The 13,775-nt window shown below is 65.7% G+C and carries 14 protein-coding genes; 2 read left to right on the forward strand and 12 right to left on the reverse strand.

Translation table 11 applies throughout. The features are described from left to right. Positions 1 to 48: 48 nt before the first annotated feature. On the reverse strand, positions 49 to 1,896 hold the full coding sequence (gene lepA, locus CH268_RS13535) for a translation elongation factor 4 (RefSeq protein WP_045194648.1): 1,848 nt from the start codon (positions 1,894 to 1,896) through the stop codon (positions 49 to 51). A 148-nt stretch (positions 1,897 to 2,044) separates the two neighbouring features. Here lepA and CH268_RS13540 point away from each other — a divergent pair, with 148 nt between their 5' ends. Next, positions 2,045 to 2,614 (forward strand): type II toxin-antitoxin system PemK/MazF family toxin, encoded by a 570-nt coding sequence (locus CH268_RS13540; protein WP_048318614.1) that lies wholly within the window; start codon positions 2,045 to 2,047, stop codon positions 2,612 to 2,614. Positions 2,615 to 2,662: 48 nt separating this feature from the next. On the opposite strand, the gene CH268_RS13545 is transcribed toward CH268_RS13540, so the two are convergent. Genes CH268_RS13545 through CH268_RS13555 form a run of 3 tightly spaced genes read right to left on the reverse strand, consistent with a single transcriptional unit; the run spans position 2,663 to position 6,045 of the window. Next, the gene (locus CH268_RS13545) at positions 2,663 to 3,493 is read right to left on the reverse strand and encodes a transglutaminase family protein (RefSeq protein ID WP_027497519.1); all 831 of its coding nucleotides are present in this window, start codon (positions 3,491 to 3,493) and stop codon (positions 2,663 to 2,665) included. Positions 3,494 to 3,501: 8 nt separating this feature from the next. After that, on the reverse strand, positions 3,502 to 4,476 hold the full coding sequence (locus CH268_RS13550; RefSeq protein WP_027497520.1) for an alpha-E domain-containing protein: 975 nt from the start codon (positions 4,474 to 4,476) through the stop codon (positions 3,502 to 3,504). After that, positions 4,477 to 6,045, reverse strand: coding sequence for a circularly permuted type 2 ATP-grasp protein (locus tag CH268_RS13555; protein ID WP_255182398.1), 1,569 nt, complete (start codon positions 6,043 to 6,045; stop codon positions 4,477 to 4,479). Positions 6,046 to 6,400: 355 nt separating this feature from the next. Here CH268_RS13555 and rpsT point away from each other — a divergent pair, with 355 nt between their 5' ends. Continuing rightward, positions 6,401 to 6,661, forward strand: a complete 261-nt coding sequence (gene rpsT / locus CH268_RS13560) for a 30S ribosomal protein S20 (RefSeq protein WP_027497522.1) — start codon at positions 6,401 to 6,403, stop codon at positions 6,659 to 6,661. A 75-nt stretch (positions 6,662 to 6,736) separates the two neighbouring features. On the opposite strand, the gene holA is transcribed toward rpsT, so the two are convergent. From holA to nadD, 8 genes are all read right to left on the reverse strand, one after another. After that, the gene (gene holA / locus CH268_RS13565) at positions 6,737 to 7,708 is read right to left on the reverse strand and encodes a DNA polymerase III subunit delta (protein ID WP_094664763.1); all 972 of its coding nucleotides are present in this window, start codon (positions 7,706 to 7,708) and stop codon (positions 6,737 to 6,739) included. A gap of 56 nt (positions 7,709 to 7,764) precedes the next feature. Beyond that, positions 7,765 to 9,351, reverse strand: coding sequence for a ComEC/Rec2 family competence protein (locus CH268_RS13570; RefSeq protein ID WP_255182391.1), 1,587 nt, complete (start codon positions 9,349 to 9,351; stop codon positions 7,765 to 7,767). Further along, positions 9,348 to 10,304 (reverse strand): ComEA family DNA-binding protein, encoded by a 957-nt coding sequence (locus CH268_RS13575; protein WP_094664607.1) that lies wholly within the window; start codon positions 10,302 to 10,304, stop codon positions 9,348 to 9,350. The genes CH268_RS13570 and CH268_RS13575 overlap by 4 nt, the downstream gene beginning before the upstream one ends. 107 nt (positions 10,305 to 10,411) lie before the next feature. Continuing rightward, positions 10,412 to 11,260: a DegV family protein gene (locus CH268_RS13580; protein ID WP_094664609.1), complete on the reverse strand. Its 849-nt coding sequence runs from the start codon at positions 11,258 to 11,260 to the stop codon at positions 10,412 to 10,414. After that, positions 11,257 to 12,009: a diglucosylglycerate octanoyltransferase gene (gene octT / locus CH268_RS13585; protein WP_048318610.1), complete on the reverse strand. Its 753-nt coding sequence runs from the start codon at positions 12,007 to 12,009 to the stop codon at positions 11,257 to 11,259. The genes CH268_RS13580 and octT overlap by 4 nt, the downstream gene beginning before the upstream one ends. Further along, positions 11,996 to 12,649 carry a histidine phosphatase family protein gene (locus CH268_RS13590; RefSeq protein ID WP_032384542.1) on the reverse strand — a complete coding sequence of 218 codons (654 nt, stop codon included), beginning with the start codon at positions 12,647 to 12,649 and terminating at the stop codon, positions 11,996 to 11,998. The genes octT and CH268_RS13590 overlap by 14 nt, the downstream gene beginning before the upstream one ends. Further along, complete coding sequence (rsfS, locus tag CH268_RS13595; protein ID WP_027497529.1) at positions 12,646 to 13,035, reverse strand: ribosome silencing factor; 390 nt, start codon at positions 13,033 to 13,035, stop codon at positions 12,646 to 12,648. Before rsfS ends, CH268_RS13590 begins: the two co-directional genes overlap by 4 nt. Continuing rightward, complete coding sequence (nadD, locus tag CH268_RS13600; RefSeq protein ID WP_027497530.1) at positions 13,032 to 13,745, reverse strand: nicotinate-nucleotide adenylyltransferase; 714 nt, start codon at positions 13,743 to 13,745, stop codon at positions 13,032 to 13,034. The genes rsfS and nadD overlap by 4 nt, the downstream gene beginning before the upstream one ends. Between the last annotated feature and the right edge of the window lie 30 nt (positions 13,746 to 13,775).

Consider the following 13,775-nt stretch of genomic DNA (forward strand, 5'->3'; position numbering starts at 1 on the left):
GCCGGAAAGGTTGCGTTACAACGATTTCAGAGAGCGGAAGTCCCGTCCCTACTTCTTCGGCTTGTCCGACGAGGACTCCGAGGACAGTGCCGCCACGAAAGCTTCCTGCGGAACTTCGACCCGTCCGATGGTCTTCATTCGCTTCTTGCCTTCCTTCTGCTTCTCGAGCAGCTTGCGCTTACGGCTGATGTCGCCGCCGTAGCACTTGGCAAGCACGTCCTTACGGATGGCGCGGATGTTCTCGCGGGCGATGATGCGAGATCCGATAGCAGCCTGAATCGGCACCTCGAACTGCTGCCGCGGAATCAGTTCCTTGAGCTTGGTCGTCATCTTGTTGCCGTAGGCCGCAGCGGCGTCCTTGTGGACGATCGCGCTGAAGGCGTCGACGGCCTCGCCCTGCAGCAGGATGTCGACCTTCACCAGCGCTCCGCTCTGCTCGCCGATCTCCTCGTAGTCGAGGCTGGCGTATCCACGAGTACGTGACTTCAGGATGTCGAAGAAGTCGAAGATGATCTCGGCCATCGGAATCGTGTAGCGCAGTTCGACACGAGTCTCCGACAGGTAGTCCATACCGCCGAGCTCGCCTCGTCGCCCCTGACACAGCTCCATGATCGAGCCGATGAACTCGCTCGGCGAAATGATGGTGCACTTGACCATGGGCTCGAACACTTCCCGCGCCTTGCCCTCGGGCCAGTACGACGGGTTGGTGACGATGTGCTCGGCACCGTCTTCCATCTCGACGCGGTAGACGACGTTCGGCGAGGTCGAGATCAAGTCGAGGTTGAATTCACGCTCGAGCCGCTCGCGGGTGATCTCCATGTGCAGCAACCCCAGGAAGCCGCAGCGGAAGCCGAATCCGAGAGCCACGGAGGTCTCCGGCTCGTAGGTCAGGGCCGCGTCGTTGAGCTGAAGCTTTTCGAGGGCGTCGCGCAGGTCCGGGTAGTCGGAGCCGTCGAGTGGGTAAAGGCCCGAGTAGACCATCGGCCGTGGCTCGCGGTAACCGGTCAGCGGCTCGGTAGCACCCTTGCGGAACGTGGTGACGGTATCGCCGACCTTGGACTGACGGACGTCCTTGACGCCGGTGATCAGGTACCCCACCTCGCCGACGCCCAGGCCCTTCGTGGCCTTCGGGTCCGGCGACACGATGCCGACTTCGAGCAACTCGTGCGTCGAGCCGGTCGACATCATCGTGACCTTCTCACGAGGGTTGAGTGCGCCGTCGACCACTCGGACGTAGGTGACGACGCCTCGGTAGGTGTCGTAGACCGAGTCGAAGATCATCGCGCGGGCAGGCCCGTCCGGGTTGCCGACCGGAGCCGGCACCAGCTTGACGACCTCGTTGAGCAGTTCCTCGACGCCTACTCCGGTCTTGCCGGACACCCGCAGCACGTCGTCGGCCTCGCATCCGATGATGTGCGCGATTTCGGCGGCGTAACGATCCGGGTCGGCAGCAGGCAGGTCGATCTTGTTGAGCACGGGGATGATGGTGAGCTCTTTGTCGAGAGCCAGGTAGAGGTTCGCCAGCGTCTGCGCCTCGATGCCTTGAGCAGCGTCGACGAGCAAGACAGCACCTTCACACGCTTCGAGCGCGCGGGACACCTCGTACGTGAAGTCGACGTGGCCGGGTGTGTCGATGAGGTGCAGAACGAATTCTTCGCCGTCGACGACCCAGGGCAGACGCACGTTCTGCGCCTTGATGGTGATGCCGCGTTCGCGCTCGATGTCCATCCGGTCCAGATACTGCGCACGCATCGACCGGTCGTCGACGACGCCGGTGAGCTGCAACATCCGGTCTGCCAGCGTCGACTTTCCGTGGTCGATGTGGGCGATGATGCAGAAGTTCCTGATCCTGGACGGATCGGTGAACGTCGTGTCGGCGAAGCTGGGCACTCGTATCCTTCGGCTGGCGTGTTCGAAATGAGCGAACGGGTTTCCCTATCGTCCCACGAGCGGAACGGTGCGCCGTCCCCGGCTGTCCGTCGTGGCTGGTCCCCCGGTGAGTCAGGGCGGTTTGTAGCGCTGCCGCCGTGGCTACACTCGCCGCATGGCTGGCAACTGGAGCAGATTCGGCAAGGAACTGGGCAAGATCGCGATGCGCGAGGGCCCGCGGCTACTGCGTCAACTACAGAACTCCGGTGCGCTGCAGAAGGGCAAGGACGCGATCTCCGGAAGCGCGTCGCGCACACCGGCTCCTGCACCTCGCCCCGGCCGTCCGGTGGCATCGCAGACCAGGCCGACCGCCCAACGGGCGCGGACCGTCGAGTACTCCCCCGATCTGGACGGCAAGGCCGATCCGGGTGAGATCGTCTGGACCTGGGTCACCTACGAGGAAGACGCCACTCAGGGCAAGGACCGCCCGGTGCTGGTCATCGGGCGCGAGGGCAACGATCTGCTCGGTCTGATGCTGTCGAGCCAGAGCAGCCGCGACGGCGACCGCGACTGGCAGTCGATCGGATCCGGTGCCTGGGACGCCGAGGGCCGACCGAGTTGGATCCGTTTGGACCGAGTTCTCGACGTGCCCGAGGACGGCATTCGTCGCGAAGGCGCAATCCTCGGTAGAGCTCAGTTCGAGTCCGTGGCAGATCGGTTGCGTCGGGACTACGGCTGGAACTGACCTCGTGCGCGTTTTGCGTATCCCTGGGTACGCAAAACGCGCACGACGCTAGGCCAGCCGCGTGATCTCCACGACCACGTCGAGAGCCGTCGAACCGCCGCCGGAGAAGATGCCCTTGAGCGGCGGGACGTCGGCGTAATCACGGCCGAGTCCGACCGACACGTGCTGCTCGTTGACGGCGATGGCGTTGGTCGGGTCGTAGCCCCACCACGCCCCGGTCCAGGCCTCGATCCAGGCGTGGCTCTGGCCTTCTACCGTCGCACCGATCGCGGCCTGTTTCTTCGGGTGCAGGTAGCCCGAGACGTACCGGCTGGGGATGCCGACGCTGCGCAGCATCAGCAGCGTCAGGTGGGCGTAGTCCTGACACACACCCTTCTTCTCCGACCAGGCCTCCACCGCCGAGGTGTGCACACCGGTGGTACCGGGAACGTACGACATCTCCTGGTTGACCCAGTTGGAGATCTCGACGACCGATTCCTGCGGCGGCAGACCCTTCGACAGCTTTTTCGCGACCGACGCGAGTTGCCTGTTCTTCGGCACGTATCCGGTGTTGTCGAGGACCTCGTTGAAGCGGTCGATCACCTGGTCGCTCGCGAGTTCCTCCCAGGAGGCATTCTCATCCGGGTAGACGAAGGGATCGGTCTCGACCACCGACGATCCGGTGACCTCGAGCTCGGTGTGCGGTGCGTGCAGGTCGAACGCCGTCACCGCTGTCCCCCAGTAGTCGGTGTAGCGGTAGGAACGCGTCACCGGGTTGGTCTCGACTCGGTTGAGAATCACGTTCTGCCGATTGTCACTTCGCGGCGTCAGTCGAGCCTCGTTGTACGACGACGTCACCGGTGCGTCGTACTGATAGCCCGTGGTGTGCACGACACGCATACGCCAGCTCACAGTTCACCTTCCAATTGATCTTCGAATGTTCCCGAGCCGGCGTCCGTCCACGCCACCCACGGAGCGGCGTGGAAATACTGCTTGGAGATCGCATCACCGAGCTCACGGCAGGTTTCTTGCAGGGAGAGCAGGCGCTCCTGCAGATCGTCGAGAATTTCACCGGGACGCAGGAATTCGAGTTCGCTGCGAGCGCGACCGAGTAGACGCTGAGCCTCTGCGCGCGCACCGACTCGACTGTTGGGCTGATGGTCGAGCTGATCGAGTGATCGTTCCGCCTCGTTGAGTGCGTAGAACACCGAACGCGGAAAGAGCCTGTCCAACAACATGAATTCCAGTACTCGCTGGGCATCGAGCGCGCCGCGGTAGGTGCGCAGGTAGGTGTCGTGGGCACCGGCCGAGCGAAGCACAGTGACCCACGCCGGCGACGACGGCCGGTCACCGGCTCGCGAGAGCAACAACCGAACGATCATGTCGATGCGCTCGACCGAGCGACCGAGCAGGAGAAAGCGATAGCCGTCGTCGTGGCTGAGGGTGGAGTCCGCGAGACCGGCGAACATCGCGGCGCGCTCCTCGATGTAGCTGAAGAACTCGGCCGGGCCGGTGCGCTTGGACGCCCTGATGCGCTCGTTCAATCCGTTGTACGTGGTGTTCAAGCACTCCCACATCTCACTGGACGTGACTTCACGCGCACCTCGGGCGTTCTCGCGCGCACTCGACAGCGAGTCCACGATCGAACCCAATCCGTCGCGGCTGAAGGCGACGACCTCGGTAAGCGACCACACGTCGAGCGAGACATCCGGCTCGTGCTGGAAACCGAGCACTCGCAACAACACTCGCGAAGTGTGGTCGGGATCGACTGTGGCGTCTTCGAGAAGCTGGTGGACGGTGACATCGAGAATGCGGGCCGTGTCGTCCGCTCTCTCCACATACCGCCCGATCCAGTAGAGCGACTCTGCGTTGCGCGCGAGCATTTACTGTCCACCGCCGTTCGAGTCCGAGTTCGTTGCCTGCTGCTGCTGCTGCTGCTGTTGCTGTTGCTGTTGCTGCTGATTCATTTGTTGGTCCATCGTCAGCTCCGGGCCTTGTTCGGCCATCGGTGACTCCGGCGGAACGCTGACGATCTCGTCGCCGGCGAGCTCCTGCTCCTCCTGCGACGTACGGGTGGCGAGCACCCACGTGTCCTTGCTACCGCCGCCCTGGCTGGAGTTGACCACCAAGGACCCCTCCGGCAACGCCACCCGGGTCAGACCGCCGGGCAACACCCAGACGTCGTCGCCGTCGTTGACCGCGAACGGCCGCAGGTCGACGTGACGGGGTACCAAGCGATCGCCGATCTTCGTCGGCACCGTCGAGAGCTGTACGACGGGCTGGGCGATCCAGCCGCGCGGATCCGCGCGGACCTTCTTGCTGATGGTGGCGAGTTCCTTCGGCGAGGCGTCGGGTCCGAAGACGATGCCGTAGCCGCCAGAGCCTTCCACCGGCTTGATGACCAGTTCGTCGATGCGGTCGAGGACTTCCTCGCACTCGTCGTCGAGCCAGCACCGGAACGTGTCGACGTTGGCCAACAGCGGCTTCTCGCCCATGTAGTAGTCGATGATCGTCGGTACGTACGTGTAGACGAGCTTGTCGTCGCCGACGCCGTTTCCGACGGCACTCGAGATGACGACGTTGCCTGCGCGGGCGGCGTTGACCAGACCTGCTACTCCCAGCACCGAGTCGGGACGGAACTGCATGGGGTCGAGATAGTCGTCGTCGATTCGTCGGTAGATGACATCGACCTGACGCTCACCCTCGGTGGTGCGCATGTAGACGATGTTGTCTCGGCAGAACAGGTCTCGACCTTCGACGAGCTCGACGCCCATCAGCCGAGCGAGCAGCGAGTGCTCGAAGTACGCCGAGTTCGCCACGCCCGGAGTGAGAACCACCACGGTCGGGTCGGCCTCGTTGAGGGCGGCCGATGCGCGCAGTGCCCGCAGCAGATGCGAGGCGTAGTCGCCGACGGCACGCACGCGGTGACTGGCGAACAGGTCCGGGAACACCCGGGCCATGGTCCGGCGGTTCTCCATGACGTAGGAGACGCCCGAGGGTGAGCGCAGGTTGTCTTCGAGGACACGGAACGTGCCCTGCGCGTCGCGGACGAGGTCGATTCCGGCGACGTGGATACGTACGCCGTTGGGCGGGGTGATGCCGACGGCCTCACGGTGGAAGTGCTCGCACGACGTGATCAGCCGTTTCGGAACGACGCCGTCTCGCAGGATTTCCTGGTCTCCGTAGATGTCGGCGAGAAACATCTCGAGAGCCTTGACGCGTTGCTTGATGCCGCGTTCGAGACGCGACCACTCCCCTGCTGCGATGACGCGGGGCACCTGGTCGAGCGGGAACGGGCGTTCTTGGCCGGACAGCGAGAACGTGATGCCCTGGTCGACGAACGCGCGTCCGAGCGCATCCGATCTGGCGTCCAGGTCCACGGCGTTCGCCGGGGCGAGCGCCGTGTGGATTCCTTTGTACGGCGTTCGAGTACGACCGTCCGAGTCGAACATCTCGTCGAAGGCGAGGCTGTACTTTCCGACGTCGGAGTACCCCCCGAACACCCCGTCTGCATCGGGTTCGACACGATCCGCTGACTTCGTTCTGGTCGCTTTGGCCTTGGAGGCGGCATGCGTTGCCGATCGCGGACTCATCCTGGCAATGTTGCTACAGAGACAGGAGTTAGGCGCGGTAGAAGCGTTAAATTCTTGAAACGGCTGTGGAGGGCGACTCCGAATTGGGTTCTGCCGTCCTGTGCTGGTATTCTCGATCTTCGGCGCAGGGCTCAACGCTCAGCAGCAGACTTCGGGCATTCCAGCATGGATCGCCCTGACCGGAATACCGACGAAGACGACAAGGATTTTACGCGTGGCCAATATCAAGTCCCAGAAGAAGCGGATTCTCACCAACGAGCGTGCACGCCTGCGCAACCAGTCGGTGAAGTCCTCCCTTCGCACCGTCATCCGCTCGTTCCGCGAGGCACAGGCTGCGGGCGACAAGGACAAGGCTTCCGAGATTCTCCTCGATGCCGGCCGCAAGCTCGACAAGGCCGCCAGCAAGGGCGTCATCCACAAGAACCAGGCCGCCAACAAGAAGTCGGCACTGGCTCTCGCAGTCAACAAGCTCTGATCTCGTACTGAGCTCGACCGAGCCCGCTGCATCCGACGAGGACGCAGCGGGCTTTGTCGTGCGCCGGGCACCCCGCTAGCGGTCACCCAACGAGGCGACCTCGGCGACAGCTCGCTCCACCGCGTAGTCCGCGTCCGCTGCTTGGCCTTTGACGTCGGCGTTCAGTTGCGCCACCACGCGTAGGGCCTGCGCTATCGAGCGGCCGTTCCACCCGCGCGCTTGGCCCTGCGCCTTCTTGATCTTCCAGGGCGGCATTCCCAGTTCGCCTGCCATCCGGAACGGGTCACCGCGACCGGCCGAGCCGACGAGCGCGATGGTGCGCACGGCATCGGCGAGCGCATCCGCGAGAAGAACGTGGGCCACTCCCCGGTGCATCGCCCACCGCAAGGCTTCGAGAGCGCCGGCTCGATCACCGATGACGGCCTTGTCCGCGACGTCGAATCCCGATACCTCCGCCTTGCCCGAGTAGTACCGACGCACGGCGGCCAGATCGACTTTGCCTCCGATATCGGAGACCAACTGCGAACACGCCGAAGCCAATTCGCGGAGTTCGTTACCGACGGACTCGACGACAGCCTCGATCACCTCGCCGCTGACGCGGACGTCCGCCGCGCGAAACTCGCCTCGGACGAAATCGATCCGCTCGGCCGGTTTGGTGAGCTTGACGCATTCGTGGACCTGAGCCCCGCATTTCTGGAGGGCACCGACCATCGCTTTGGCGCGGCCGCCGCCGGAATGCATGACCACCACGACGGCACCCTCGGGTGGATCGGTAGCCGCGTCGAGCACCAGAGCGACTGCATCCTTACCGGCCTCGGCCGCCGCCTCGAGTACGACGACACGGTCTTCGGCGAACAGCGACGGACTCAGCAGTTCGGCGAGCTCGGGAGCACTTGCGTCACCGGTCCGCAGCCGGGTCACCGGCAGGTCCTCCCCCGGGATCGCCGCATTCGCACGCACCTGCGTCACGATCGCGGCCACCGCACGATCCATCAATAGTTCCTCGTCGCCGAGTACCAGATGCAGAGGAGCCACACTCGAAGTCACGACCATGATCGTGCCATGCGCCGCCGACACCACGGACATCCGCTTCGGACCGTCACTCACCACACGACGTGGGCCGTCCACAGCGCCAGAAGTGCAATCGCGAGCGAGGCCGACACCCAGCGGAACAACGCCCATCGCAGCGCGCCCAGGAGCACGACAGTGCCGACGATCGCCGCCGCGATTCCACGGACACCCTCCGGAACGACGACCGATGCTGCCGGCACCGACGCGGCACGCTCGGCCACCGTGATCAACCACCACAACGGTGCCGACGCCAGTTGCACCGTCATTTCGGCGAGCGAGGTACTGACCACAGCCAACACAGCCGTCACGATGCCCACCACGGTGATGGGGGCGACGACCGGCGCGACCAGTACGTTCGCAACCACACCCACCACGCTGAACGTTCCCGCCATTGCCGCCACGACGGGTGCCGTCACCACGTGGGCCGCCGCGGCGACCGCCACCACCTCCGCAGCTGCCCGGGGCCATCCTCGGGCCCGCAGCCAGTCCACCCAGATCGGTGCCACCAGCACCAGCCCCGCGGTGGCGAACACCGACAGCACGAATCCGACGTCCACGGCCAGCCGCGGCCACCACCCGAGTAGTACCAACACCGCGCCGCACAAGGCCGGGACCGCTTGCTTCCGTCTGCCGGTCACCAAGGCCAGCAAACCGATTGACCCCATCACCGCGGCGCGCAACACGCTCGGGGACGGTCGGGCCACGACGACGAAGGCAATCAGAACAACGAAGGCAATCGTGACGGTCGCGCGAGGCCCTATCCCTATGCCGCGCAACACCAACAGCACGGCACCGATCAGGATCGAGAAGTTCGCACCCGACACCGCCGTCAGATGCGTCAAGCCTGCGGCTCGGAAGTTCTCGACTACCTGCTCGTCCAATCGTGAGACATCGCCCACGACGAGGCCCGGCAGTAGACCTGCCCGGTCCGACGGGAGCGAATTCTGCGCCACGTCTGCCAGATTCGAGCGAAACGAGCCCGCCGCCGACGAGACCGGTCCGGGCTCACCTACTGCCACCGGCGGACCGGTCGTTCGGATGACGGCCACGGTCATATCGGACCTGGTGGGTACCCCGAGCCGGCCCCGGACCGTGATCTGCTGGCCCGGAAGCAGTGCCGACCATGTCGACTCCGGTGCCACGATCGATACCCGGCCGCCGACGTAGAGCGCCTCGCCACCGACATCGACGCGGGTCATCTCCGCCTGCAACATCACCGTCGGCGGCCCGGGCGCGGGCAGACGCCGCGGATCTTCTTCGAGATCGACCACTGCCGTGATCCATGCCCGGTTCTGCGCGGCCGCAGCCACTGGATGCTCCGCCACCGAGCGCATCTGAAGCCAGATCGCACCGCCGAAGCACAACGCCACGACGACCACCGCGGCCGCCCCGGACCACACGTGTCTCGCGGTGTCCGCTCGCCCCTTCGAGATCCTTTGCAGCACAACGGCTCCCAGCACCACGATCGCGCACGTCACCACCGTGGCCGTCACCGCCGCGCTCGGACCGGCGAGAATACCGGTCGCAGTGATAGACCAGGATGCCGCCGCCGCAGGAATCAGGCGGATGTCGAAAGGAACTGGTTCCTCGGAGTCCGACGACGACGGCACCCCGGTCACGAGACTCGGACCAGGTCGCGAATCTTGGTGAGCCGGCCCGGGCCGATACCGTCGACCTCGGCGAGCTGATCGACCGATACGAAGCGGCCGTTCGTGTCGCGCCAGCTCACGATCGACGTTGCCGTCACCGGTCCCACACCGGGCAGCGCATCCAATTCTGCGACCGTGGCCGTATTGAGGTCCACTGCTCCGCCGGCGACAGGGCCCGCCTGGTCCGTCGTCGAACCGGCAACTCCGCCCGGCCCTGCGCCCTGACCCGACGTGGTGCCGCTGACCGGAGGGGCCGCCGGAGCCGGCACGAGCCCCACGACGATCTGATCGCCGTCCGACACCCGAGCTGCCATGTTCAGCGCCAACAGATCGGCACCCTCCACGGCCCCTCCCGCTGCGGCCAAGGCGTCGGCGATGCGCGAGCCCGGTTGCAGCCGAACGAGACCGGGATGCGCGACGAGTCCGACGACACTGACGACAAGTTCTGTTTCGGCAACAGGTGCCGTGCCGGCCGTTCTGTCCGGCGGCCGGCTCGACGATCCGGATTCGGACAACGCCGAGTCCGGCGCGCGGGCATCGGCGGCGTCGGTGGAGACCACCGCCAGTGGTGGTGCGGGCGCAGGCGTCGGCGCATCTCGAAACACCGCGAAGCCGGCGACGAGGACCACGAACACACCCGCCGCCGCCAACGCCTTCACACCGGGTCGGCCGGGATCCACCCGCGCGAATCGCCACCGCTGCGGTAGCAACGACGACCATGGTGATTCGGGACGCTGCACGGCAGGAAGCAGCCACTCCGGATCGGGATGCACGACGCCGTCCTGCGGTTGCCCGATCGGCGGCTCGCCCTGGGGGTCATCGAATTCGTCGACTCGGCGCGGCTCGGCGCGCGCGGAATCACTCTGTCTCCGCACGGAATTCAATCGTGCCACCGTGTGTGCCCGATCGTCGTCGCCGCCCATGTCTCAGGACGCTAGCGCCCTCCGGACGGACCTGACCGGGGCGAACAGCGGTCGCGAACTGCCCTGTGCACAACCGAGATTCTGTGGATGATGCGGCTCGATACGCCCTACCGATGATCAGGAGCGACGACTACGCCGACGGCACCGGGACCGACGTGTGCACCGAGCACCGCACCGAACGGCAGCACGTCGACGCTGGTCAGGTCCGGGATACGCGCCATCAGCATGGCTGAGACGTCCTCGGCTCGCTCGGCGCACTGCATATGATGCACAGCCACGACAACCCCGGAATGCGTACCGATGTCAGCCGCCGCGGCAGCTGCCGCGTCCACCAGCTTGCTCAGTGCTTTCGAGGAGGTTCGCGTCTTCTCGCGCAACACCAGCGCACCATCGCTGATGTGCAGCACCGGCTTCATCGCCAGGGCCGTACCGAGCAGGGCTGCGGCAGTGCCGATACGACCGCCGCGGCGCAGGTGATCCAATCGATCGACAACGATGAAACATCTCGACGACGCAGACCTGCGAACAGCATCGTCGTAGACCTCGTCGAGTCCGGCTCCACCCGCTGCGGCATACGCTGCTGCCAGCGCCGGGTAGCCCAATCCCATTCCGGCAGAACCGGAATCGACCACCTTCACCAACGATCCGATCTGCTCGGCGGCCTGCCGCGCAGCCTCCCAGGTGCTCGACAGGCCCCGGGAGATGTGCAGTGCGACGACGCCCGCCCCGCGACTGCGTTCGAGAGCTGCGGCATAGACCTCGGTCAGCTCGCCCGGAGACGCCCCCGCGGTCGTCACCGGCTTTCCGTCGGTCGATTGTTCGGGAATCTCGTCGATTCCCTCACGATGGTCGACGCCGTCCACCAACACATGTAGCGGTGCCACCGCGATACCGCACTCGGCGGCTACGGACGCGGGCAGGCAGGACGACGAGTCGGTGACGACGGCGACGGTCATGGGTGCCGGATCGCTGCCGCCGCTGCCACCGGTCGCAACACCGTCAGCATTGCGTCGGCCACAGCCACGTGTGCATCCCAACCCCAGTGGATTCCGTCGGGGTTGGCGTTCTCGGACTCGATGTTCGGACGAACTGCCTCCGCGAGATCGACCATGGGAACACTATTTTCGTCGCTCCAGGCACGCAGCGCTCGTACCGCGGGCTCGCGCCCCGAATGCACCCGCCCGTAGGCGTCGCACCGATGCACCGACGGGTAGGTACCGACGACGGGCAATTCCGGCCGCACGTAGGCCAATGCGGCGCGGGTCTGCTCGAGGTAGTCGACACTCAGTCGCGGCGGAAGCGCCACCGGCCAACCGAGATGCGACAGAACCGGCTGCACCGCTTGATAACCCGCGCGAACGACCCGCCGAAGTGCGGGCGGACGGATGTAGCGGATCTGCTCACGCAACGCGGTCGGTAGCGGCGACGGCAACGAGTCCATGCCGCCGATTCCGAGTACGACGGCACCGGCCCGCGGTATCACCGCCCACACTCGCGGATCCTGGGTCAGAGCCCACCACGCATCGCGGCTCGTCCAGCCGATACGGGCTACCAGCTCGACATCCCAATCCAGCTCTGCGGCAACGATATTGGGCCACAGTCGAGGATCGTCGACCGGCAGCCCGCCCTCTGGTCCGTAATAGCTCAGCGAGTCCGCCAGCACGAGCAGCACGGGGCGCGCGGCGGCCTCCTCAGAGGACGTCACTGGCCACCCGCGCCGAGGCGTTCCAGACGTCGAGCCGCCAGGACGGGTTGTCGCCGGGTCCGTGCGCACCGAGCTGTACCCAGCTGGTGTTGGCGAGGCCGCCGAGCACCGGCCAGCGATCGGTCGGCAGTGCGAGCAACGCTGCGGTCAGGGCAGCGATCAACCCTCCGTGCGCCACGAGCACCAGTGGCCGCTGGTCGCCGTCGGCACCCCACTCGGGGACGCCGCCGAGGAGCTCACGCACCAGCGGCACGCTGCGGTTCGCAACGTCGATGCGACTTTCCCCACCGGGCGGGGCGACGGTTGCGTCGGCACGCCAGGCCGGACGCGCACCGGGGGCGATGTCGTCCACTTCGGTGTGGGTGAGTCCCTGCCAGTCGCCGAGATGTGTCTCCCGCAGCCGCTCGTCCGTGGACACCGCGACTCCAGCCGCGTCCCCGAGAGCTTCCGCAGTGTCGAGAGCGCGCTTGAGATCGGACGAGACGATGCGGATGGGCGCGCGGACAGCCAGTTCGGCCGCAGCCGTCTTCGCCTGACTGCGGCCCAGCTCGGACAGATCGGTATCGAGCTGGCCCTGCATACGGTCGGTGGCGTTGTAGTCAGTCTGACCGTGGCGAAGCAGGATGAGCCGCCGGATCATTGCTCCGGTTCCGGTGCCGGATGCTGACCGAGGCCCGGAACCTCGATCGTCGGGCAGTCCTTCCACAGCCGCTCGAGCGCGTAGAAGTTGCGCTCCTCGTTGTGCTGGACGTGCACCACGATGTCGGAGTAGTCCAGCAGCGCCCAGCGGCCCTCTCTGGTGCCCTCGCGACGCACCGGCTTGTGTCCGGCCTCACGAAGCTGGTCCTCGATGTTCTCCACGATCGAGTTGACCTGACGCTCGTTGGGCGCGGAGGCGATCACGAAGCAATCGGTGATGTAGAGCTGGTCGGAGACGTCGAGGATCACCACGTCGCTGGCCAGTTTGTCGTCGGCTGCGAGCGCGGCGATACGCGCCATCTCGGCGGCTTCGGCTGTTGCAGTCACTTCGGTGTACTCCCACTCGTATGGCTCGGGTTCGCGGTCACTGCGCTGGTGACCGACCCGGCCGGTTGCTTCTTCTGTGGCGCCGGTTCCGACATGGTGACGGATCCGTCGAGGCGCTGCGCGCCCCGTGGTCGATAGAGGTTCCTCTTCGAGATGTATTGCACGACGCCGTCCGGGACGAGGTACCAGACCGGCCGATTTTCACCGGCACGACGTCGGCAGTCCGTCGACGATATCGCGAGTGCCGGGATTTCCATCAATGTGAGAGTGTCGGCGGGCAACGATCGTAGATGGTTGGCCAGATGATCGACGCCGAGCTCGAACCCCGGCCGCGTCACTCCGACGAACTTCGCGAGCTCGAAGAGCTCCTCCCAGTTCTGCCACGTCAGGATGGACTCGAGCGCATCGGCACCGGTGATGAAATACAACTCGGCATCGGGGTGCTGCGCTCGAAGATCCCTCAGGGTGTCGACGGTGTAGGTCGACTTCTCTCGGTCGACGTCGACCCGGCTCACCGAGAACCGAGGATTCGACGCGGTGGCGATGACCGTCATCAAGTAGCGGTCCTCGGCCGGGCTGACCGACCGGCCCTCCTTCTGCCACGGGGTCCCGGTGGGAACGAAGATGACCTCGTCCAGACCGAACGTGGCAGCCACCTCGCTCGCAGCCACGAGGTGACCGTGGTGAATGGGATCGAAAGTGCCGCCCATGACCCCCAACCGGAGAGTCGGCGTGGTGTT

Source organism: Rhodococcus sp. 06-1460-1B (assembly GCF_002258475.1).
GTDB classification, from domain to species: Bacteria; Actinomycetota; Actinomycetes; order Mycobacteriales; family Mycobacteriaceae; genus Rhodococcoides; species Rhodococcoides fascians.